The following is a 22,232-nucleotide window of genomic DNA, read 5'->3' as shown; positions in this document are numbered from 1 at the left end:
GATGTAATTTATAATGAGTTGAATTATATAAAAAATTAGTAGGAGGAGTTTGATGAAGGTAAATAAGAGAATATTATTGATAGGATTGGCAGTAACATTAATGATGGCAGGCGCATCAAATATTAATGCATTTTCAGGTATAGAAAAGATACAAGGGAAGGATAGATATGAGACTTCTGCATTAATAGCCGACAAACAAATATATGATACAGTTATATTAGTAAACACTGATAATTCTATAGTGGATGGATTAAGTGCAAGTGGATTATCAGGAGTGACTAAAGCGCCTATAATGTTGGTACAAAAAGATAAGATACCAACAGCTGTTGAAAAGAGATTAAAGGATGTTAAGAATGCTTATGTCATAGGGACAGAGGATACTATAGGTAAATCTGTAGAAAATCAACTTAAGAATAAAGGAATTGAGGTTAAGAGAATTGGTGGAGAAGATAGGATAAAGACTAGTTATCTTATAGCAAAAGAAATCTCTACTATTAAACCAGTAAATAAAGGTGATAAGGTATTTCTTGTAAATGGATATACAGGTGAAGCTGATGCAATGAGCGTTTCTTCTGTAGCTGCCAGAGATGGAGTGCCTGTTATACTTACAGATGGAAAGAGTATTCCATTTAAAGTTGATGGTGTTCAGTGCTATTCTCTTGGGTCAGAGGAGATAATGAGTAATGAACTAGTTAATAAGACTAATTCTGTTAGGATTGCTGGAAAGGATAGATTTGAGACTAATAAGAAGGTTATACAACGATTTTATAAGGGAACAAAGAAGTTTTATGTTTCTCAAGGATATAAGTTAGTTGATGCTGTGGCTGGTTCTCCACTGTCTAAAGAAAAACCTATAGTACTTGTTAATGATGGAAGTGATAAAAATATACTTAAGGGAGCTGATGAGCTTACTTCTTTAGGTGGGATGGATAATAAGGTTGTTGAACAATGTCTGAGTTCTGCATCTGATAAAAATACATTGCCTACAATAACTGCTAATGATATAGAGCTTTCTGTAGGAGATAAGTTTAATAATAGTATGTTAAATATAGTTGCAACTGATTATTATGGTAATAATCTAAAGACTAATATTGAGGGAACTGTGGATACTAGCAATGCCGGGACATATGTTTTGAATATAAGCGCTTTTGATAATTTTGGTCAAAAGTGTGAGATTAATGTAAATGTCAAGGTAATTGTAGATACAAGTACAAGAGATCCTAATGGTTATGAGTTTAAGGCTATGGTTTCTAATGAGATGTATGATTTAGTTAATTCATATAGGAAAGAAAAAGGTAAGAATACTTTAAAAGAATTAAATTCTTTGGCTGGAATGTCAAATGCATGGTCTAAGTATATGGATGATAAGAAGATATTTGCTCATGAAATAGATGGTAAAAATGCAGCTGAAATTTTTTCGGGTTTTGGAATGAGAACTGGAGAGAATATTGCATATCTACCTATGAATATTAAGTCTGTTTATACATCTAAAGATGCAAAAGATATAGCTAGGTCTATTTTTGATTTATGGAAAAAGTCTTCTAAGTATAATGACAATATGTTAAAAGAAGAATTTTATAGCTTTGGATTTGGGATATATGTTTCTACTAAAGGTGAAATTAATGCTACAATGGAATTTTTAAATAGCTAGATTTTATTCTAGTATCTTATAATAGAAAATATAAAGTTGATTAAAAATAAAATGAAAATAATAATTAAAAATGAACGAAAAATTTAAAAAAACAAAAAATGGTGAAAAAACACTTAATTTGTTGGAAAAAACTTCTATTAATTTTGTATAAATTATTGAAATTATATTTTATATGGTCTATCATAAGAGTGTGAGAAATATTTGGTTTGTATGAACATGAAATTTATATGTACATAATTAAAGAGATGTAATTTAATATAATGTTGGGAGGAATTTAAGAAATGAATAAGAAAAATTTAGCAATGGCTATGGCAGCTGTTACTGTTGTAGGTTCTGCTGCACCAGTATTTGCAGCTGGAGATGTGCAAAACTACACAATTTCGCAAAATAAGTACGAGAAGGCTGTAAAGGAATTACAAGATGGACTATTAAGTGGACAAATTAAAACAATAGGAGTTTCTTTTAATGGATCTATTGTTGCAACAATTGATCCAACAAAAGAAACTGTGGGTACTACAGGAAAAACTCAAGTACAATTAGCTAGTGAAAAATTAAAATCATTAGTTGATGATAAGTTAGATAATTTAGGTGATGGAGACTATGTTGATTTTGATATAGCTGTTGTAGGTGAGTCTGATAAAGCAGATGCTGAATACTTTGCAACTTTAACAGCTGCTTCAGGTACTGGAAGTATGGCTGCATCAACTACAGTAGCAGTTCCAGCAGGAACTGCTCAAGACGATGGTGTTGTTGGAAATGTTGGTGCTAGTGGTGGTGCTGATAATACATCAACTACAGCTCTTACGTTTAAGGATGTATTTGATGCAAAAATTTCAGGTAATTCAGTTAAAATAAGTATAAAACCAGCTATTGTATCTAGTGGAATTAAAATTGGTAAAGTAGATACTGGTGTTAAAGAGTATACTCTAGTGAATCCATTATTAAGTAATGGTGAAACAGAAATGACATTAAATGTTGGTGATACTAAATTAGATTTATCTCAAACTGTTACTCTTGATAAAGCTACTGGTAAATTTAGTGCTTTTGCAACGAGCGCAACAGTGGGAGCAGATAAAAATATAAAGCTTAGAGTTGTAAATGCAAAAGAAGAAATAATAGATATAGATGCAAATTCATATAGAGAAGCTAAAGATTTAGCTGAAAGATATGTATTTGTAAAAAGTGATATAGAAGAAATAATCACTGCATTAAAAGCGTTAGATAATAATGGAACAGAAAGTAATTTAATACAAAAAGTTAGCTCTAAATATCAAGTTTCTATTTTTGCTGAAGGTAAAAGATTAAATACTAAGAGTGCAAGTTTAGCTACTCCAGATTCTCCATTGAAAGCTACAATTAAAGCTGATAGATTAAAGGATCTAATTGATTATTTTGAAGATTTAAAAACATATAATAATGGTTATTCTAATTCTGTAACTGTAGCAGGTGAAGATAGAATAGAGACTGCAATAGAATTATGTAATAAATACTACAATTCAACTGATGATAATGCTGTGACTGATGATGCAGTTAATAATTTAGTATTAGTTGGATCTCAATCTATAGTTGATGGGCTTGTTGCTTCTCCTTTAGCATCAGAAAAGAAAGCTCCATTATTATTAACTTCAAAAGATAAACTAGATGCAAGTGTTAAATCTGAAATCAAGAGAGTTATGAATTTAAAATCTACAACAGGAGTAAATACATCTAAAAAAGTATATTTAGCTGGTGGTGTTAATTCTATATCTAAAGAAGTAGAAAATGAATTAAAAGATTTAGGACTTAAAGTTACAAGATTAGCAGGTGATGATAGATATGCTACTTCATTAGAAATAGCTGATGAAATAGGTTTAGACAATGATAAAGCATATGTTGTTGGTGGAACAGGATTAGCAGACGCTATGAGTATAGCTCCAGTTGCTTCTCAAATCAAAAATGGTCATGCTACTCCAATAGTAGTAGTAGATGGAAAAGCTAAAGAAATAAATGAAGCTACAAAAGATTTCTTAGATGATTCTGATGTTGATGTAATAGGTGGAGAAAATAGTGTATCTAAAGATGTGGAAAGATCTATAGATGATGCTACTGGAAAAGCTCCTGATAGAATTAGTGGAGAAGATAGACAAGCAACTAATGCTAAAGTTATAAAAGAGTACTTCAAGTATAACGCTGATGTTGAAAACTTCTTTGTAGCTAAAGATGGTTCAACTAAAGAAGATCAATTAGTAGATGCATTAGCAGCTGCTCCAGTTGCAGCAAACTTTGATCTTGCTGATGGTGTAGCTTCTCCAGCTCCAATTGTATTAGCTACTGATTCATTATCTACTGATCAAACAGTAGCAGTAAGTAAAGCTGTAAAAGCTGGTGGAGCTGAAAACTTAGTTCAAGTTGGTAAAGGAATATCTAGTTCATTAATAACTAAATTAAAAGATTTATTAGATATGTAATCTAAATTTAATAAATAAAAAAGACTTCTTATTTGAGAAGTCTTTTTATTTATTAAATAATAAGATTATATTTTTAAACATTAATATCTATGAAGAGTTTCAAATAAGTTAACTTGAAACTCTTTGTAAAATAAAAAAGAGGCTATTAGCCTCTTTTTTATGTGAGAAATACTTAAAAAATAAGATGTAATTATTTATTTAAGTATCATCATTATACTATACATTAAAATAATTGTCTACTATTCTACTTTTTTAATGTATAATAGTAGTTGGATTATAAATTTAGGAGGTAAACAAAATATGTCAGTTCTGGATTCAATTTTAGACAAGGCCGATGAGCAAGAAATTAAAAAATTAAATATAATAGTAGATAAAATAGAAGCATTAGAAAAAGATATGTCAGATATGTCAGATGATGAATTAAGAGCTATGACTAATATCTTGAAAAATAGGTTAAGTTCAGGAGAGACTTTAGATGAAATATTACCTGATGCCTTTGCTGTCGCTAGAGAAGCTTCAAAAAGAGTATTAGGAATGCGTCAATATAGAGTTCAGTTACTGGGAGGAATAGTAATTCATCAAGGAAAAATAGCAGAGATGAAAACTGGAGAAGGGAAGACATTAGCCGAGGTAGCACCAGTTTATTTAAATGCTTTAACTGGTAAAGGTGTACATGTTGTCACTGTAAATGACTATTTAGCACAACGTGATAAAGAAATTATGGAATCAGTATATAATTTTTTAGGTATGACAGTAGGAGTAATTGTGGCTAATCTTGATAATGCTACTAGAAAAAATCAGTATGAGTGTGACATTACTTATGGAACTAATAATGAATTTGGTTTTGATTACCTAAGAGATAATATGGTAACCAAAAAAACTGATAAAGTACAAAGATTATTAAATTTTGCTATAATAGATGAAGTTGATTCTATTCTTATAGATGAAGCCAGGACTCCACTGATTATTGCTGGAGAAGGAGATGAAGATTTAAATCTTTATGAGTTATCAAATAACTTTATAAAAACTGTTAAAGAAGAAGATTTTGAACTAGATAGAAAAGATAAAACTATAGCCCTAACAGAAAGTGGTATAAGTAAGGCAGAGTCATTTTTTAGTATAAAGAACATTACTGATATAAAGAATATCGAATTATATCATCATATAAATCAAGCTTTAAGAGCTCATAAGCTTATGGAAAAAGATGTTGACTATGTTATTTCAAATGGAGAAGTAATGATAGTTGATGAATTTACAGGAAGAGTAATGGATGGAAGAAGATTTACAGATGGGCTTCATCAAGCTATAGAGGCTAAAGAAGGTGTTGAAATAAAAAATGAATCTAAAACCATGGCTACAGTTACTTATCAAAATTTCTTTAGACTGTATGAAAAACTTTCAGGAATGACTGGTACTGCAAAGACAGAAGAAGGAGAATTTGAGTCAATCTATAAATTAAATGTTGTTCAAATACCAACCAACAAACCAGTTATTAGAGCTGATTTACATGATAAAGTATTTAAAACAGAAGAAGAAAAATACGATGCTGTTGTAGAAGAAATAATAAGGATACATAAGACTAGACAACCAATACTTGTTGGTACAGTTTCCGTTGAAAAGTCTGAAAAGTTATCTAAAATGCTTAAAAAACAAGGGATAAAACACCAAGTCTTAAATGCAAAACAACATGATAGAGAGGCAGAAATAATCTCTAAAGCTGGTAAACTGGATGCTATAACAATTGCCACAAATATGGCAGGTAGAGGAACTGATATCTCTTTAGGAGCAGGAGATAAAGATGAAGAACAAGAAGTTAAAAATTTAGGTGGTCTTTATGTTATAGGAACAGAAAGACATGAATCAAGAAGAATTGATAACCAGCTTAGAGGACGTTCTGGTCGTCAAGGAGACCCAGGGACATCAAGATTTTTTGTAAGTCTTGAAGATGATGTAATAAAACTTTATGGTGGAAAAACTATAGAGAAACTTATGAAGAGAACAAATTCAAAGGAAAATACAGCTATTGAAAGCAAGGCACTTACAAGAGCTATAGAAAGAGCACAAAAAGGTGTAGAAGGCAAAAACTTTGAAATAAGAAAAAATGTTCTTAAATATGATGATACTATAAATGAGCAAAGAAAAGTTATATACAATGAAAGAAATAAAGTTCTAAATGATGAGGATATTCAAGAAGATATTCAAAAAATGGTTAAGGATATTATACAAGAAGCAGGAGAAACTTATTTAATTGGAAGAAAAAGAGATTATTATGGATATTTTAAACATTTATACAGTACATTTATGCCAGCAGATACATTATTAATTCCTGGAGTAGATAAAAAAAGTGTTCAAGAAATAGTTGATAGCACTTATGAAATTTCAAAAAGAGTTTATGACTTGAAAAAGATGATGGTTGGTATTGAAAAGGTTGCAGAGTTGGAAAAGACAGTACTTTTAAAAGTAGTTGATCAATACTGGATAGACCATATAGATGCTATGGAACAATTGAGACAGTATGTAGGTCTAAAAACTTATGCTCAAAAAGATCCATTTAAGGAATATGCTTTAGAAGGATACGATATGTTTGAAGAACTAAATAAAAATATAAGGGAAACAACAGTACAATACCTATATAAATTTAATTAAAAATGATAACTTAGATTACCTTCATTAAAAATAAGTAATAATAAGCATTTTGATTTATATATGGTAAGATTATAATTAAATTAGTAAATTCATATAAATGAAAAAGAAGCTGAAAATCAGCTTCTTTTTCTGTGTGAGAAATACGGAAAAAAGAGATGCTTGAAATTTCTTTCTTCCATTTAATATTATACTATAAAGAAGATGAAAAGTCTATCAGTTATAAACTGGATTATAAAAAAAAATTACAATTTTGTTACTTTTTTGTATACATAAATGTTTAAAAAATAAAGTATAAAAAAGAATTTCATACTAAATGGTTAGTTATTACAATATAGCCTATTTATTGAAATAATATCAAATATATATTATAATTGGTAAATAAGGAAAAAATGATGAAAAATTGAATTTTTTAGGGGGAAAATACTATGAATAGAAAAAATCTTTCTATAGTTATGGCAGCTGCAATGATAAGTACATCAGTAGCTCCAATTTTTGCTGCAGAAACTACACAGGTAAAAAAAGAAACAATAACTAAAAAAGAAGCTACAGAATTAGTTTCAAAAGTTAGAGACTTAATGTCTCAAAAGTACACTGGAGGTTCTCAAGTTGGACAACCAATATATGAAATAAAAGTTGGTGAAACTTCATCACAGTTAAAAATAATAACTAACATAGATGAATTAGAAAAATTAGTAAATGCCTTGGGAGAAAATAAAGAACTTCTAGTAACTATAACAGATAAAGGGCATACAACAAACAGTGCTAATGAAGTAGTTGCTGAAGCAATTGAAAAATATGAAAACTCAGCAGACCTTTCAGCTGAAGCTAATTCTATAACAGAAAAAGCTAAAACTGAAACTAATGGAATTTATGGAGTTGCAGATGTAAAGGCTTCATATGATAGTGCTAAAGACAAACTAGTTATAACTTTAAGGGATAAAAAAGAAACAATAACTTCTAAAACTATAGAGGTAAGTATTGGTGATGAAAAAATTGATTTAGTAGCAAATCCAGTTGATTCAACTGGAACAAACTTAGACCCATCTGTAGAAGGATTTAAAGTAAATAAAATAAATAAGTTAGGTTTAGCAGGAACTAAAGACATAGCTGATGTTAAATTAGCTGAAATAACTATAAAAAATAGTGACCTAAATACAGTTTCACCACAAGATTTATATGATGGATATAGATTAACTGTTAAAGGTAATATGGTAGTAAATGGCACATCAAAATCAATTAGTGATATTTCAGCAAAAGATTCAGAAACAGGAAAATATAAATTTACTGTTAAGTATACTGATGCATCTGGAAAAGCTATAGAGCTTACTGTAGAAAGTACTAATGAGAAGGATTTAAAAGATGCTAAATCTGCATTAGAAGGAAATTCAAAAGTTAAATTGATAGCTGGAGATGATAGATATGCAACTGCTGTAGCTATAGCAAAACAAACAAAATATACTGACAATGTAGTTATAGTTAATTCAAATAAACTAGTTGATGGATTAGCAGCTACACCACTAGCTCAATCTAAAAAAGCACCTATATTATTAGCATCTGATAATGAAATACCAAAAGTAACTTTAGACTATATAAAAGATATAATTAAGAAAAATCCATCAGCTAAAATATATATAGTTGGAGGAGAATCAGCAGTATCAAATACAGCTAAAAAGCAATTAGAATCAGTAACTAAAAATGTTGAAAGACTAGCTGGAGATGATAGACATACAACTTCTGTAGCAGTAGCAAAAGCTATGGGTTCTTTTAAAGATGCATTTGTAGTAGGTGCGAAAGGTGAAGCTGATGCTATGAGTATAGCTGCAAAAGCTGCTGAACTTAAGGCTCCTATAATAGTAAATGGCTGGAATGATCTCTCAGCAGAAGCTATCAAATTGATGGATGGAAAAGAGATTGGTATAGTTGGTGGTTCTAATAATGTATCTAGTCAAATTGAAAATCAACTTATTGATATTGATAAAGATAGAAAGGTTCAAAGAGTTGAAGGAGAAACAAGACACGATACTAATGCCAAAGTCATAGAAACATATTATGATAAATTAGATAAATTATATATAGCTAAAGATGGATATGGAAATAATGGTATGCTAGTGGATGCATTAGCATCAGGTCCTTTAGCAGCAGGAAAAGGACCAATACTTCTAGCTAAAAATGATATAACAGATTCACAAAAAAGTGCTCTTGATAAAAAATTAAATCTTGGTGCAGAAGTAACTCAAATAGGTAATGGGGTTGAATTGACAGTAATACAAAAGATAGCTAAAATACTAGGTTGGTAATAATCTATACTGTGGAGAAGATTCCTTAATATATAGGAATCTTTTTCTACAGTTTAGTTATTTATTGTAGATTATAACATTTTATGAAATAGGAGGATATAGTAGTGGTAGATGCAACTTTATTTTTTACACCACATCAAGATGATGAAACTTTAAGTATGGGTAGTGCCATAATTGAGCACGTTGAAAAAAGTGATACACACGTAATTTTGTGTACAGATGGTAGTAAATCAATAATAAGAAAAGTTCTAGATGATGGAGGAACATGTTCTTATCATATTAAAGATGTGCATAAGTATTCTCTATCAGAAAGTGAATTTTCAAAAAATAGAGATGAAGAATTCAAAGATAGTTGTGAAGCAATGGGTGTAAAAGAAAGCAATATACATATAGAAGATAATAGAGCTCATGATGGTGAGCTAAATAAAGAAAAAGCAAGAGAAATAATTCTTAAGTATCTAAAAGAATATCCAGATGCGAAAGTAAAAACAGTTACTCCATTTAAAGCTAGTGGAATACATGAAGACCATAGAGCATTAGGTGAAGCAGCTTTAGAATTATATAAAGAAGGTAAAATAAAAGACTTAAGATTTTATGTAGAACCATATGACTACATTGATTTTAAAAAAGTTAATCCAAATGTAGAAGTATGGGAGGTATTGCCTAGCCAAGAAGAGAAGTTATTAAGTGCAATGAATTCATATAAGAAATGGAATCCAGAAAGTGGTCATTATGCTATAGGGTACCATTCAGTAAAATCTCACTTTGATGAACTAGCTACAAGTAAAATACAGTATGTACATGCTCCATAAAATATTATTAAAGAATTAGGAGGTAATAATTAATGAAAATATCAAAAAAGATAGTGTCATTATTAACTATAACATTTTTATCTGTTACATTATATGGAAATATGTCTAATGCGTCTACCAAAGATACACTAACAGGTTCTGGTAGATGGGAAACTGCTATAAAAATAAGTCAAGCTGGATGGACAAAATCTGATAATGCTATATTAGTAAATGATAATTCAATAGCAGATGCTTTATCAGCTACTCCATTTGCAAAGGCAAAAGATGCTCCAATACTATTAACTCAAAGTAATAAACTGGATAGTAGAACAAAAGCAGAGTTAAAAAGACTTGGTGTAAAAAATGTATATTTGATAGGTGGCTCAATTGCAATAGGTTCAAATGTTGAAAAGCAATTAGATGCAAATAATATAAACTTTGAAAGAATATCTGGGAGTAGTAGATATGAAACTTCTTTAAAATTAGCAGAAAAATTAGATAAGGAAAATTCTATATCTAAAATAGTTGTGGTAAATGGAGAAAAAGGACTTGCTGATGCTGTAAGTGTTGGAGCTATAGCAGCTCAAGAAAATATGCCAATAATACTTTCTGATTCAAATGATGGAATTGAAGTAGCAAATAATTTTATAGATAGTAAAGATATCAAAAATTCATATGTAATAGGTGGGACATATTCTATTTCTAATTCTGTAGAAAGAAGTTTACCAAATGCTACAAGAATAGCAGGAGAGAGTAGAAGTGAGACAAATGCAAAGATTATAGAAGAATTCTATAAAGATACTGATATAAAAAATATTTATGTTACAAAAGATGGTACAAAGAATAAGAATGATTTAATAGATTCTTTGGCAGTAGGAGTATTAGCTGCAAAAAATGATTCTCCAATACTTCTAGCAGGTAATAAATTAGATACTAATCAAAAAGATATATTAAATACTAAAATTATAGATAAAGTTACTCAAATTGGTGGCTTAGGAAATGAAAATGTTGTAGGAGATATACTAGATATACAAGAAGAGACTAAGTATACTGTGGAAACCATTGATGAAATGAATGTAGCTATAAAAAAAGCTGATGCAAATGATGTTATAATGTTTAAACCTGAGAAAGATAGGAATGTAACAAATTCATTCAAAATAGAAACTGATAAGGCTATAACAGTTGAATTTTATGGAATATATAAACAACAAATAACAATTAACATGCCAAATGGAGATATAAAGAATACTGGAGAAATTGATGGAGGTATAAAACTAGTTGATATAAATAGTAACACACTTATTAACAGTGGTAGTATACAGGACTTAGATATTTATGATGATAATGGCTGCAAAATTGAAAATGAAAGAGATGGAGATATATGGCTTATAACTATACTTTCAAGTGCTAAAGATACATACATCTCAAATTATGGAGACATAACAAAAATATCAAACAGCAGTACTAGTGCTATAGTAAAAAATTCTGGAAATATTGATATGGTGACTGGAACAAAAGATATTGCTATAAGTGGGAAAAAACCAAAAATTGACGATACTAAAAAAGATGATGAGGTAGCACGTGGATTGTCTGTTGAGGTAAATAAATGTTCTACTCCAAAAGAAGACTCTGTTATGGTAACATTATTTACTGAACCTAAAGATTCAGATTATAAAATTTATTATAGAATAGTAAAAGACAAACCAGTAGCTATGTATGTGGGAGATAGAATTGATTTAAGTGATTGGACTGTTGTACCAAAATCGGATAGTTCATTTATTACAAAAGCTAAGGATGGATCATATGTAGAAGTTGTAGAAGCTAATACTTTGACTAAAAGAATTTCTAGATGGGGAAGATCAAACTCAACGGATGATGGATTTTAAAGTTTAAATAAGATTTTGAAAGTAGATTACTATTTCTAGTAGTCTACTTTATTGTTTCCTAAAAATTATCATCTTACTAAATAAATAATTTAAAACTATAACTACTATATTAGTAAAAACCTTCACTATAACATCATTTACAAAAAGTAAATCAATCATTATATACATAATAACCATTTCTATAATACCAGAAATCAACCTAAAACTAACAAAAGACAAAAACTCCTTAAATAAAAATTTTAACTCAACTTTTCTACTTTCAAACACAAAAAACTTATTAGTAACATAAGCAAATAAGACAGCAAGAATCCATGCCAAAGCATTTGCAACCATAAAATTAAATGAAATAACTCTAGTAAAAAATAAATAAGAAACTATATTTACAAGGGTAGTAAATGCTCCAAAAAATAAATATAATATTGTCTCTTTATGTTTTTTAAAAATCAAATATAACCCTCCCAAACTAATCAAATATAACTATTCTTGAAAATTCTAACATATTTTAGTATAACATATCTATTAATTAATAAATCAATACATTATAAAATTAATATACACTTATAATACATATTTTATCAAAATAAAATATGACCTTGATTTAGAAATCTGATATAATAAAAATTAAATACATACAAGGGGGTAAATATGAGAAAGTACAAATCAAAAAAATTGTCAAAGCTACTGGCATTGTTGACAGTTTGCTTTTTAATAGTGTCAACAGTACCTGTATCAGCAGAAAACAATAAAACACTAGATGGAGTAGAAACTGCAGAATACTCTGAAAGCTATCTTCAATATCTAGAAGATGTCAAAAATGGAGATACAGCAAAATATAATGGAGTAATACCAGTTCCACATGAAATGGAAGGTACAATACTTCAAAATAAGGGAAGAAGCACTCTTCCATCATCATACAAAGCGAGTGCATCGTACAATCCAATAAATTTAGGATTGACTACACCAGCAAAAAATCAAGGAAATCTTAATACATGCTGGGCATTTTCTAGTATGTCAACTTTAGAATCATACTTAAAGTTAAAAGGTTATGGAACTTATGACCTTTCAGAAGAACACTTTAGATGGTGGTCAACTGGTGGAACGTATGGATGGAATTTAGATGATATGTCAGGTAGCTCAAATGTAACAGCTATAGGATATTTGACTGCATGGGCAGGACCTAAATTAGAAAAAGATATACCATATAATCTTAAATCTGAAGAACAAGGTGCAACTAGACCTTCAAATATGGATACTGCACCAACTCAATTTAATGTAACAGATGTTATTCGTCTTGGTAAAGATAAAGAAACTGTAAAAAATGCTATAATGCAATATGGTTCTGTTACATCAGGATATGCACATTATTCAACATATTTTAATAAAGATGAAACAGCATATAATTGTACAAATAAGAGAGCACCTTTAAATCATGCTGTAGCTATAGTAGGATGGGATGACAATTATTCAAAGGACAACTTTGCTTCTGATGTTAAGCCAGAATCAAATGGAGCTTGGTTAGTAAAAAGTAGCTGGGGAGAATTCAACTCTATGAAAGGATTCTTCTGGATTTCTTATGAAGACAAAACTATTTTAACAGATACAGATAACTATGCAATGAAATCAGTATCAAAACCAGACAGTGACAAAAAAATGTACCAACTTGAATATGCTGGTCTTAGTAAGATAATGTCAAATAAAATAACAGCAGCAAATGTATTTGATTTCAGCAGAGACTCTGAAAAGCTTGACTCAGTTATGTTTGAAACAGACTCTGTAGGAGCAAAATATGAAGTATATTATGCACCAGTAGTAAATGGAGTTCCTCAAAACAACTCAATGACAAAACTTGCAAATGGAACAGTATCATACTCTGGATACATAAATGTGTCTACTAACTCTTATAACCTTCCAAAAGGGAAAGGTGCAATAGTAGTAGTTATAGATAACACAGCAAATCCTAATAGAGAAAAATCAACTTTAGCATATGAAACTAACATAGATGGATACTATCTATATGAAGCTAAAGCAAACTTAGGTGAAAGTTACATACTTCAAAACAATAAATTTGAAGATATAAATACATACAGTGAATTTTCTCCTTGTAACTTTGTTATAAAAGCTATAACAAAAACATCTTCTGGACAAGCTACTTCAGGAGAATCTTTAACTGGGGCAGACAGATATGAAACAGCAGTTAAAGTTAGTCAAAAAGGGTGGACTTCTTCACAAAATGCAGTACTAGTAAATGGAAATGCAATAGTGGATGCTTTAACAGCTACACCATTTACAGCAGCAATTGATTCTCCAATCCTTTTAACAGGAAAAGATAACTTAGATTCAAAAACTAAAGCAGAATTACAAAGATTAGGAACTAAAAAGGTTTATCTAATAGGTGGAGAGAATTCTTTAAGTAAGAATGTACAAACTCAACTTAGCAATATGGGTATATCAGTAGAAAGAATTTCTGGTAGCGATAGATACAAGACTAGTATATCTTTAGCTCAAAAACTAAACAGTATAAAATCTGTTTCACAAGTTGTAGTGGCAAATGGTGTCAATGGACTTGCAGATGCAATAAGTGTTGGCGCAGCAGCAGCTGATAACAATATGCCAATAATACTTACTAATGAAAAGAGTGAGTTACAAGGTGCTGATGAGTTTTTAAATTCATCAAAAATAGCTAAGTCTTATATAATTGGTGGTACAGCTACTTTATCATCAAACTTAGAAAGCAAGCTTTCAAATCCAACAAGACTTGCAGGAAGTAATAGAAATGAAACTAATGCTAAGATAATAGACAAATTCTATACTAATTCAGATTTAAAATATGCTTTTGTTGTTAAAGATGGTTCAAAAAGTCAAGGTGACTTAATAGATGGACTAGCAGTAGGAGCATTAGGTGCTAAAACTGATTCACCAGTAGTTCTAGTTGGAAATAAATTAGATGAAAGTCAAAAAAGTGTTCTTAAATCTAAGAAAATAGAAACTCCTATTAGAGTTGGTGGAAATGGAAATGAAAGTGCTTTTAATGAATTAAATAGTCTTTTAGGAAAATAGTAAATAGAAAAGTTATATATTTTATTATTAAAAAATATTTAATAGAACTTTACAAATATGAAACAGTAGAAAGCCTTGACCTAAATATGGTCAAGGCTTTTATTTATGAAAATGTAATAAATTTAAACTGTAAAATAGTGTAAAGATATTTTATAATATAAATATAGTAAGATTTTAAACAAAATAAGGGGGTAATAATAATGAAAGCACCAAAAACTATTTTAACAACATTGACAATAGCGCTTACTTTAAGTAGCATTTCTATAACTTCATCATATGCACTTACAGAGGAAAAAATAATAGGTAATGGAAGATATGAAACTGCTGTAAAGATAAGTCAAAAGGCGTATAGCTCTAGTACTAATGTAGTACTGGTTAATGATAAGTCATTAGCAGATGCTCTTTCGGCTACACCATTTGCAAAAGTTAAAGGGGCACCAATACTTTTAACAGAAAATAATAAATTGGATGATAGAACTAAAGCAGAGATAAAACGTCTAGGAGCTAAGGACATTTATTTGATAGGTGGTACTACTGTTTTAAGTAAAGATATAGAAAATCAATTGAAAAGTGAAGGATTTAATGTAGAAAGAATTAGTGGTAATGATAGATATGAAACTTCATTGATTTTGGCTAATAAATTGAAAGACATAAAAGATGTTAAGGAAGTGGCTGTAGTAAATGGAGAAAAAGGTCTAAGTGATGCTGTTAGTGTTGGAGCACCATCTGCTCAAAACAACATGCCTATAATATTATCTAGTCCCAAAGATGGAGTAGAAGCATTTGAAAAATTTATAAAAGATGAGAAAGTTATAAAGGCATATGTAATAGGAGGTACAAATTCTGTCTCAAGAGCTATAGAAAAGACCCTTCCGAATGCAGAAAGATTGAGTGGAAAAGATAGAAATGAAACTAATGCCAAAGTAGTAGAAAAGTTTTATACTGATACAAGTTTAAGTAATCTATATGTTACTAAGGATGGAAGTAAAAATGAAAATCAGCTTATAGATTCATTAGCAGTTGGAGTATTAGCAGCTAGAAATGAGTCACCAGTTGTTTTAGTTGGAGATAAACTAAATACAAAGCAGAGAGATGTACTTAGTACGAAAAAATTAAGCACTGTAACACAAGTTGGTGGAAATGGAAATGAAGAAGCTTTTGATGAGATTAAGAGTATACAAGATAAGACTGTATTTGAGGCAAAAACTGTTGAAGAATTAACTGATATGATAAATATTGCAAGCCCTAATGATATTATAAACTTTAATCCAAAAGAGGATACTGTAAATGAGGCTTTTAGAATGGTAACAAATAAGCCAATAACTATTAACATAAAAGGCGATTGCTCAAAAACTGTTACAGTAGATATGCCTAATGGTGAAGTAAATAACTATGCTACTTTAGTAAATGTTATAGTTAGAAATATTGGAGAAGGTGGATTTAATAATCATGATACGATAACTATATTGTCAGTTCGTGACAAAAATGGTAGAGTTATAGAAAATACTAGAAATTCAGATATAGAAACAATGATGATATTGGCATCTGCTAATGATACAAAATTAATTAATGATGGTTATATAGGAAAGCTTATAGATAACTCATCTAATAGTGACATTACTAATCATGGAACTATAGATAAAAAAGTAAATCAGGTTGAGGATTTAGAAGCTAAGGTTGATTCAATAGAAAAAACTATAGATTCTATAAGCCAGAAAATTAATAAGATACAAGATATATTAGATAAACTTGGATTTCTAAAGAAGTTTCTTAATTAAAAAGATGTATATTTAAGAAAGCTATATTTTAGACTTATATCTGAAGATATATAGTTAGATAGATTCATAGCTAAATCTAAATATACAGTTAAATCTTGGGGGAGGTAATATGGAAAGTGGATTTGAAGGTAAATTAGATACAAAAATTATGAAAAATAGAGTTAAATCAATAGATATAATAAGAGGGCTATCAATAGCCCTCATGATAGTTTGCAATAATCCTGGAACTTGGATGAGAATGTATCCTCAGCTAAGACATGCTATATGGCATGGTGTAACACTTGCAGATTTTGCATTTCCTTTTTTTGTTATATCTTTAGGGGTTACAATTCCAATATCAATAAATAGTAAACTAAAAAACAATAAGTCTACATTAAGCATAGTACTCAGTATATTTAAGAGAAGTATTTTACTTATATTATTTGGATTTTTCTTAAATTACCTAGGAAATCACGACTTAAGTACTGTGAGAATACTTGGAGTACTTCAACGTATGGGACTAGTTTATTTTGTAACTAGTTTAGTATACTTACTATTAAAAAAATTAAATGTAGGAAGTACTATGACAATAATTATATTCTTATGTATATCTGCATTTATAATAATAGGTTATTATGTAGTTGCAAAACCATATGGATTCGAGTTAGAAGGTTCTCTTGCACAATTGGTGGATTTCCATTTTTTTAAAGGTCATTTATACAAACCGGATTTTGAACCAGATGGATTCCTAACTAGTATAGTAGCAATTTCTTCAGGTATGTTGGGTTGTATTATGGGATGTGTACTTTTAAAAGAAAACATAGGAGAATACAAAAAATTCTTTAAAATATTAGTTATGAGTATTATTTTGCTAATATGTGCTTTTATCTTTAATCAATATTTTCCATTTAATAAAAGATTATGGTCTAGCTCATTTGTACTTTTAATGGCTGGAAGTTATGGTATATTACTGGCAATATTTTATTTCATATGCGACATCAAAAATAAGAGTAAAATATTCACACCAGTAATAGCACTTGGTAGTAGCCCGATTTTTACATATATGTGTCTTGAGATATTAAGTCATGTTTTTTGGAATCTTCCAAAACTTACAGATAAAGTCGATTATCCAACTACTTTGGTAGAGTGGGTTACATATGAACTTATAACACCTTGGGCAGGTACAACTTGGGATTCGCTAGTATTTTCTTTATTGTATGTCTTATTCTGGGTTATAGTAATGTCCATTATGTATAAGAAAAAAATATTTATCAAAATTTAGTGTGATGTTTTTTTAGACAAGAACTCCTTTGTTTTTGTTTAAATATACAGAAAGTATCGGATATAATACAAGTTTCCTCTAGATAAAATTTAAAAATCATGCCATAAAAGATTACAAAAAGATTACAATTTGTAATTTTTTATGCTATAATGAAAAAAGATTTACATAATATTGCATTTATGTAATATAAAACAAGTTCAAGACGAATTTAAACAAAGATTTAAAGGTTTAAAAATCTAGGGGGGATATAATGAAAAAGAGTACAAAATTATTAGCAACAGGAATGTTGTCTATAGCAATGGTGGCACCAAACGTGGCTTTAGCAGCGGAAAATACTACTGCAAATACAGAATCTAATTCAGATATTAATATAAATTTACAAAGAAAAAGTGTAGTGTTAGGAAGTAAATCGAATGCAAGTGTAAAGTTTAAAGAAAAATTAAATGCTGATTCAATAACATTAAACTTTATGTGTTATGATATGCCACTTGAAGCTACTTTAAATTACAATGAAAAGACAGATACATATGAAGGTGTAATAAACTATAATAAAGACCCAGAATACTTAAATGTATGGGAACTTCAAAGCATAAAAGTAAATGGTAAAGATGAACAAAAAGTTTTAAACAAAGAAGACTTAGAATCTATGGGATTAAATCTTAAAGATTATGATGTTACACAAGAATTTATAATAAGTGATGCAAATTCAACAAAAGCAGTAAATGAATATATGAGAAAAACTTCTGCACCAGTAAAAAAACTTGCAGGAGCTACTAGATTTGAAACTGCTGTTGAGATAAGTAAACAAGGTTGGAAAGATGGAGCTAATAAGGTTGTAATAGTTAATGGAGAACTGGCAGCAGACGGAATAACAGCTACTCCACTTGCTTCTACTTATGATGCACCAATATTACTTGCAAATAAAGATGATATACCAGAAAGTACAAAGGCAGAATTAAAACGTCTAAATCCAAGTGATGTAATAATCATTGGTGATGATGGTTCAGTTTCACAAAAAGCAGTATCTCAAATTAAATCTGCTGTAGATGTGAATGTAACTCGTATTGGTGGTGTTGATAGACATGAAACATCTTTACTTATAGCAAAAGAAATAGATAAGTACCATGATGTTAATAAAATATACATAGCAAATGGTTATGCTGGTGAATATGATGCTCTTAACATTTCACCAAAAGCAGGTGAAGACCAACAACCTATAATATTATCTAATAAAGATTCTGTACCACAAAGTACATATGATTGGTTATCTTCACAAGGTCTAGAGGAAGCTTATTATATAGGTGGTAGCCAAAGCTTATCATCAAAACTTATAGACCAAATATCTAAAATAGCAAAAAATGGAGCTTCAAAAAATAGAGTTTCTGGTGCAGATAGACATGAAACAAATGCAAATGTAATTAAGACTTTCTATCCAGACCAAGAGTTGAGTGCAATGTTAGTTGCAAAATCTGACATAATAGTTGACTCAATAACAGCTGGACCTTTAGCGGCTAAATTAAAAGCTCCTATACTTATAACTCCAAAAACTTATGTTTCTGCATACCATACTACAAATTTATCAGAAAAAACAGCAGGAACAGTATATCAAATAGGTGATGGAATGAAAGATAGTGTTATAAGTTCTATAGCATCTAGTCTATCAAAACATAATTCACCTACAGAGCCAGAAAATCCAGGAGATGCTACAGGAAAAACTGTAGTGATTGACCCAGGTCATGGGGGTTCTGATTCAGGAGCAACAAGTGGATTAAATGGTGGAGCACAAGAAAAGAAATATACTCTTGATACAGCGTTAGCAACTACTGAATATCTACGTTCAAAAGGTGTAAATGTTGTTATGACTAGAGATACAGATAAAACAATGGCTCTAGGAGAAAGAACAACTTTATCAAATACTATAAAACCAGATTTATTTACAAGTATACATTACAATGCATCTAATGGTGCAGGTAATGGTGTAGAAATTTTTTATAAAGTAAAAGATAAAAATGGTGGGAAAACTAAGACTGCTGCATCAAATATATTAAAAAGAATATTAGAAAAATTTAACATGCAAAATAGAGGAATTAAAACAAGAACACTTGCAAATGGAAATGATTACCTATATGTTTTAAGAAACAATAATTACCCAGCGATACTTGTCGAATGTGCATTTATAGACAATAAGAGCGATATGGATAAGTTAAATACTTCTGAAAAAGTAAAAACAATGGGAACTCAAATTGGAATAGGAATAGAAGAATCTGTAAAATAAAACAAAAAATATTAAAGCAAAATATATCATCTCCTGTTATAATGTAAAATATAACAAGGGATGATATATTTTTGTAAAGAATCAAATTGTTTACAATGACGTTTATTGTATTGATAATCTGCTCATTATTGAGTATAATATAGAAATAAGTCAAAAATAAGATAGAAATAAGTTGAAATTAAGAATTAAAAAAATTTTTATTCCAATATGGAGGTAACTATGTCTGGATATACTAATGATGAATGTGAAATACCTAAAGTTAAAAGCTATCCAGGGGCAGATAAGGAAATTGCAAGCGAGATTGACTATAGCATAGTAAAAGGAACAGTTTTATTTGACTTGTACCAGAGAATTATGGATTTAGTTTTATCTATAATAGGACTTGTGATAGGTTTACCTTTAATAGCAATATTTGGAATTCTTATTAAAATAGAGGACAAAGGACCAATAACTTATAAGCAAGAAAGACTAGGAAAATGCGGAAGAAGATTCTATATATATAAATTAAGATCTATGAGAACAGACGCAGAAAAATTTGGCGCACAATGGGCTGAAAAAGATGATCCTAGAATAACTAAGGTTGGAAAGTTTATTAGGAAAACTAGAATTGATGAGATTCCACAGCTGTTTAATATATTAAAGGGGGATATGGGCTTAATAGGTCCTAGACCAGAAAGACCAAACTTTACTGTTCAATTTAATGAGGAAATACCTGGATTTATCAACAGGCTTGCTATAAAACCTGGACTTACAGGTTGGGCACAAGTAAATGGTGGATACGAAATCACTCCTGAAGAAAAACTTAAAGAAGATATTTACTATATAAAAAATAGGAGTATATTACTTGACTTTAAGATACTCTTTAAAACTGTTAAAGTAGTATTGACAGGAGATGGAGCTAGATAATTTTAAAATATTAGATTACTAATCAATGAAAAAGCTCTTTAAAAAAGAGCTTTTTTATTGTCAAAAAATACAAAAAAAGAAAAGGAATGAGAACTTATGATTAAAAAAATTTCTACTATATTATCGTTAGTTTTATTAATCTCTATTTCTAGTACGATAGGAGTATTTGCAGATGCAAATCCTAAGGAAGAGTTAATAGAAGGAAGTATACCAGAGATTTCTACAGAGTTAAATAAAAGAGTATTTAAGAGTTCTAAGGAAGTAATTCTTGTAAATGAAGATTCAATTGTAGATAGTATAAGTGCAACACCTTTAGCCTATTTAAAAAATGCCCCAATAGTTGTAACTAAGAGTAAAAATCTTGGGAGAGTAACAAGAAATTATCTAAAAGAACTAGGTACAGAGAAAGTTACAATAATAGGTGGTTTAAAAGCAGTATCTAAAGATGCTGAGCGTACTATAGAAAGAATGGGAATGAAAGTTGAAAGAATAAGAGGAAAAGACAGATATGATACATCCTTAAAGATAGCTAGAGAAATGTATAGAACTGTAGGGTTCGATAAGGTATTTTTACTTAGCTCAACTGTAGGATTAGAGAATGCCATATCTGTATATTCTTATGCCGCTAAAAATGGAATGCCAATAATATGGGCTAAAGATGAAGGTTTTGAAGAACAAATTGATTTCCTAAAAGGTAAAGACCTTGAAACAATATATGCACTAGGTGATTCAAAAGAGTTTATTGCAGAAGTTGATTCTAGCTTAAAGAATATAGAAGGTATAAAGCAAATAAATAAATCAAGTACAAATATCGATTTAATAAAGAAGTTTTATAATGAAAAAGATATAAAGAAAATATATACTGCTAGTTTAGACTTTGGTAGTAGGTCTGATGTAAATGAATATATTTCTTTGGGAGTAGTATCAGCTAAAGAAAATATGCCAATACTGATTTGTAGTGATAACTTAAGTAGTACACAAGATAAATTCTTAAAAAGTAACAATATAAATGAGGTAGTTGAAGTTGGATATGCAGTAGGGGATTATAGTCTATTAAAGAGTATATTTAATCTAACATCCTTATCTTGTATAATATTAATACTATTATTGCTATTGATTACATTTAGGGCACTTAGATATGATTCAATATAGTCTTTAATTTATAAGGAAGCTTTTCATAGGTTAAATTTATTTAATCAGAATAATGTTTATAAGCAGTTTTAAAAGTTCTACTTTT

The 22,232-nt window shown here is 29.5% G+C and carries 13 protein-coding genes; 12 read left to right on the top strand and 1 reads right to left on the bottom strand.

Going from position 1 to position 22,232, the window contains the following annotated elements; translation table 11 throughout:
- The first annotated feature begins 52 nt into the window (after positions 1 to 52).
- The 6 genes from KGF38_RS07855 (at position 53) to KGF38_RS07830 (ending at position 11,718) form a co-directional block, all read left to right on the top strand.
- Positions 53 to 1,651 (top strand): cell wall-binding repeat-containing protein, encoded by a 1,599-nt coding sequence (locus KGF38_RS07855; protein ID WP_227832290.1) that lies wholly within the window; start codon positions 53 to 55, stop codon positions 1,649 to 1,651.
- A gap of 281 nt (positions 1,652 to 1,932) precedes the next feature.
- Positions 1,933 to 4,098, top strand: coding sequence for an S-layer protein SlpA (gene slpA / locus KGF38_RS07850; RefSeq protein WP_227832289.1), 2,166 nt, complete (start codon positions 1,933 to 1,935; stop codon positions 4,096 to 4,098).
- Positions 4,099 to 4,398: 300 nt separating this feature from the next.
- Positions 4,399 to 6,744 (top strand): preprotein translocase subunit SecA, encoded by a 2,346-nt coding sequence (secA, locus tag KGF38_RS07845; protein ID WP_227832288.1) that lies wholly within the window; start codon positions 4,399 to 4,401, stop codon positions 6,742 to 6,744.
- 425 nt (positions 6,745 to 7,169) lie between these two features.
- On the top strand, positions 7,170 to 9,041 hold the full coding sequence (locus KGF38_RS07840; protein ID WP_227832287.1) for a cell wall-binding repeat-containing protein: 1,872 nt from the start codon (positions 7,170 to 7,172) through the stop codon (positions 9,039 to 9,041).
- A gap of 104 nt (positions 9,042 to 9,145) precedes the next feature.
- Complete coding sequence (locus KGF38_RS07835) at positions 9,146 to 9,853, top strand: PIG-L family deacetylase (RefSeq protein WP_167640335.1); 708 nt, start codon at positions 9,146 to 9,148, stop codon at positions 9,851 to 9,853.
- Between the two features lie 32 nt (positions 9,854 to 9,885).
- On the top strand, positions 9,886 to 11,718 hold the full coding sequence (locus KGF38_RS07830; protein ID WP_227832286.1) for a cell wall-binding repeat-containing protein: 1,833 nt from the start codon (positions 9,886 to 9,888) through the stop codon (positions 11,716 to 11,718).
- 48 nt (positions 11,719 to 11,766) lie between these two features.
- Here KGF38_RS07830 and KGF38_RS07825 read toward each other — a convergent pair whose 3' ends face one another.
- Entirely contained in the window at positions 11,767 to 12,165 is a 399-nt protein-coding gene (locus KGF38_RS07825; protein WP_227832285.1) for a GtrA family protein, read from the bottom strand.
- Positions 12,166 to 12,363: 198 nt separating this feature from the next.
- On the opposite strand from KGF38_RS07825, the gene KGF38_RS07820 reads away from it, so the two are divergent.
- The 6 genes from KGF38_RS07820 (at position 12,364) to KGF38_RS07795 (ending at position 22,147) form a co-directional block, all read left to right on the top strand.
- The gene (locus KGF38_RS07820; protein WP_227832284.1) at positions 12,364 to 14,775 is read left to right on the top strand and encodes a cell wall-binding cysteine protease Cwp84; all 2,412 of its coding nucleotides are present in this window, start codon (positions 12,364 to 12,366) and stop codon (positions 14,773 to 14,775) included.
- 200 nt (positions 14,776 to 14,975) lie between these two features.
- Positions 14,976 to 16,553, top strand: coding sequence for a cell wall-binding repeat-containing protein (locus KGF38_RS07815; protein ID WP_227832283.1), 1,578 nt, complete (start codon positions 14,976 to 14,978; stop codon positions 16,551 to 16,553).
- Positions 16,554 to 16,662: 109 nt separating this feature from the next.
- Positions 16,663 to 17,814, top strand: coding sequence for an acyltransferase family protein (locus KGF38_RS07810; protein WP_227832282.1), 1,152 nt, complete (start codon positions 16,663 to 16,665; stop codon positions 17,812 to 17,814).
- 250 nt (positions 17,815 to 18,064) lie between these two features.
- Positions 18,065 to 20,089 carry an N-acetylmuramoyl-L-alanine amidase gene (locus KGF38_RS07805; protein ID WP_054271360.1) on the top strand — a complete coding sequence of 675 codons (2,025 nt, stop codon included), beginning with the start codon at positions 18,065 to 18,067 and terminating at the stop codon, positions 20,087 to 20,089.
- Between the two features lie 219 nt (positions 20,090 to 20,308).
- Complete coding sequence (locus tag KGF38_RS07800; protein ID WP_021385677.1) at positions 20,309 to 20,995, top strand: sugar transferase; 687 nt, start codon at positions 20,309 to 20,311, stop codon at positions 20,993 to 20,995.
- Positions 20,996 to 21,091: 96 nt separating this feature from the next.
- Positions 21,092 to 22,147 carry a cell wall-binding repeat-containing protein gene (locus tag KGF38_RS07795; protein WP_054271359.1) on the top strand — a complete coding sequence of 352 codons (1,056 nt, stop codon included), beginning with the start codon at positions 21,092 to 21,094 and terminating at the stop codon, positions 22,145 to 22,147.
- The last annotated feature ends 85 nt before the right edge of the window (positions 22,148 to 22,232 follow it).

This window comes from Clostridioides sp. ZZV14-6387, from assembly GCF_020657835.1.
Classification (GTDB): domain Bacteria; phylum Bacillota; class Clostridia; order Peptostreptococcales; family Peptostreptococcaceae; genus Clostridioides; species Clostridioides difficile_A.
The sequence above is the reverse complement of the archived record's forward strand: the minus strand, read 5'-3'. Positions and strand labels throughout refer to the sequence as shown.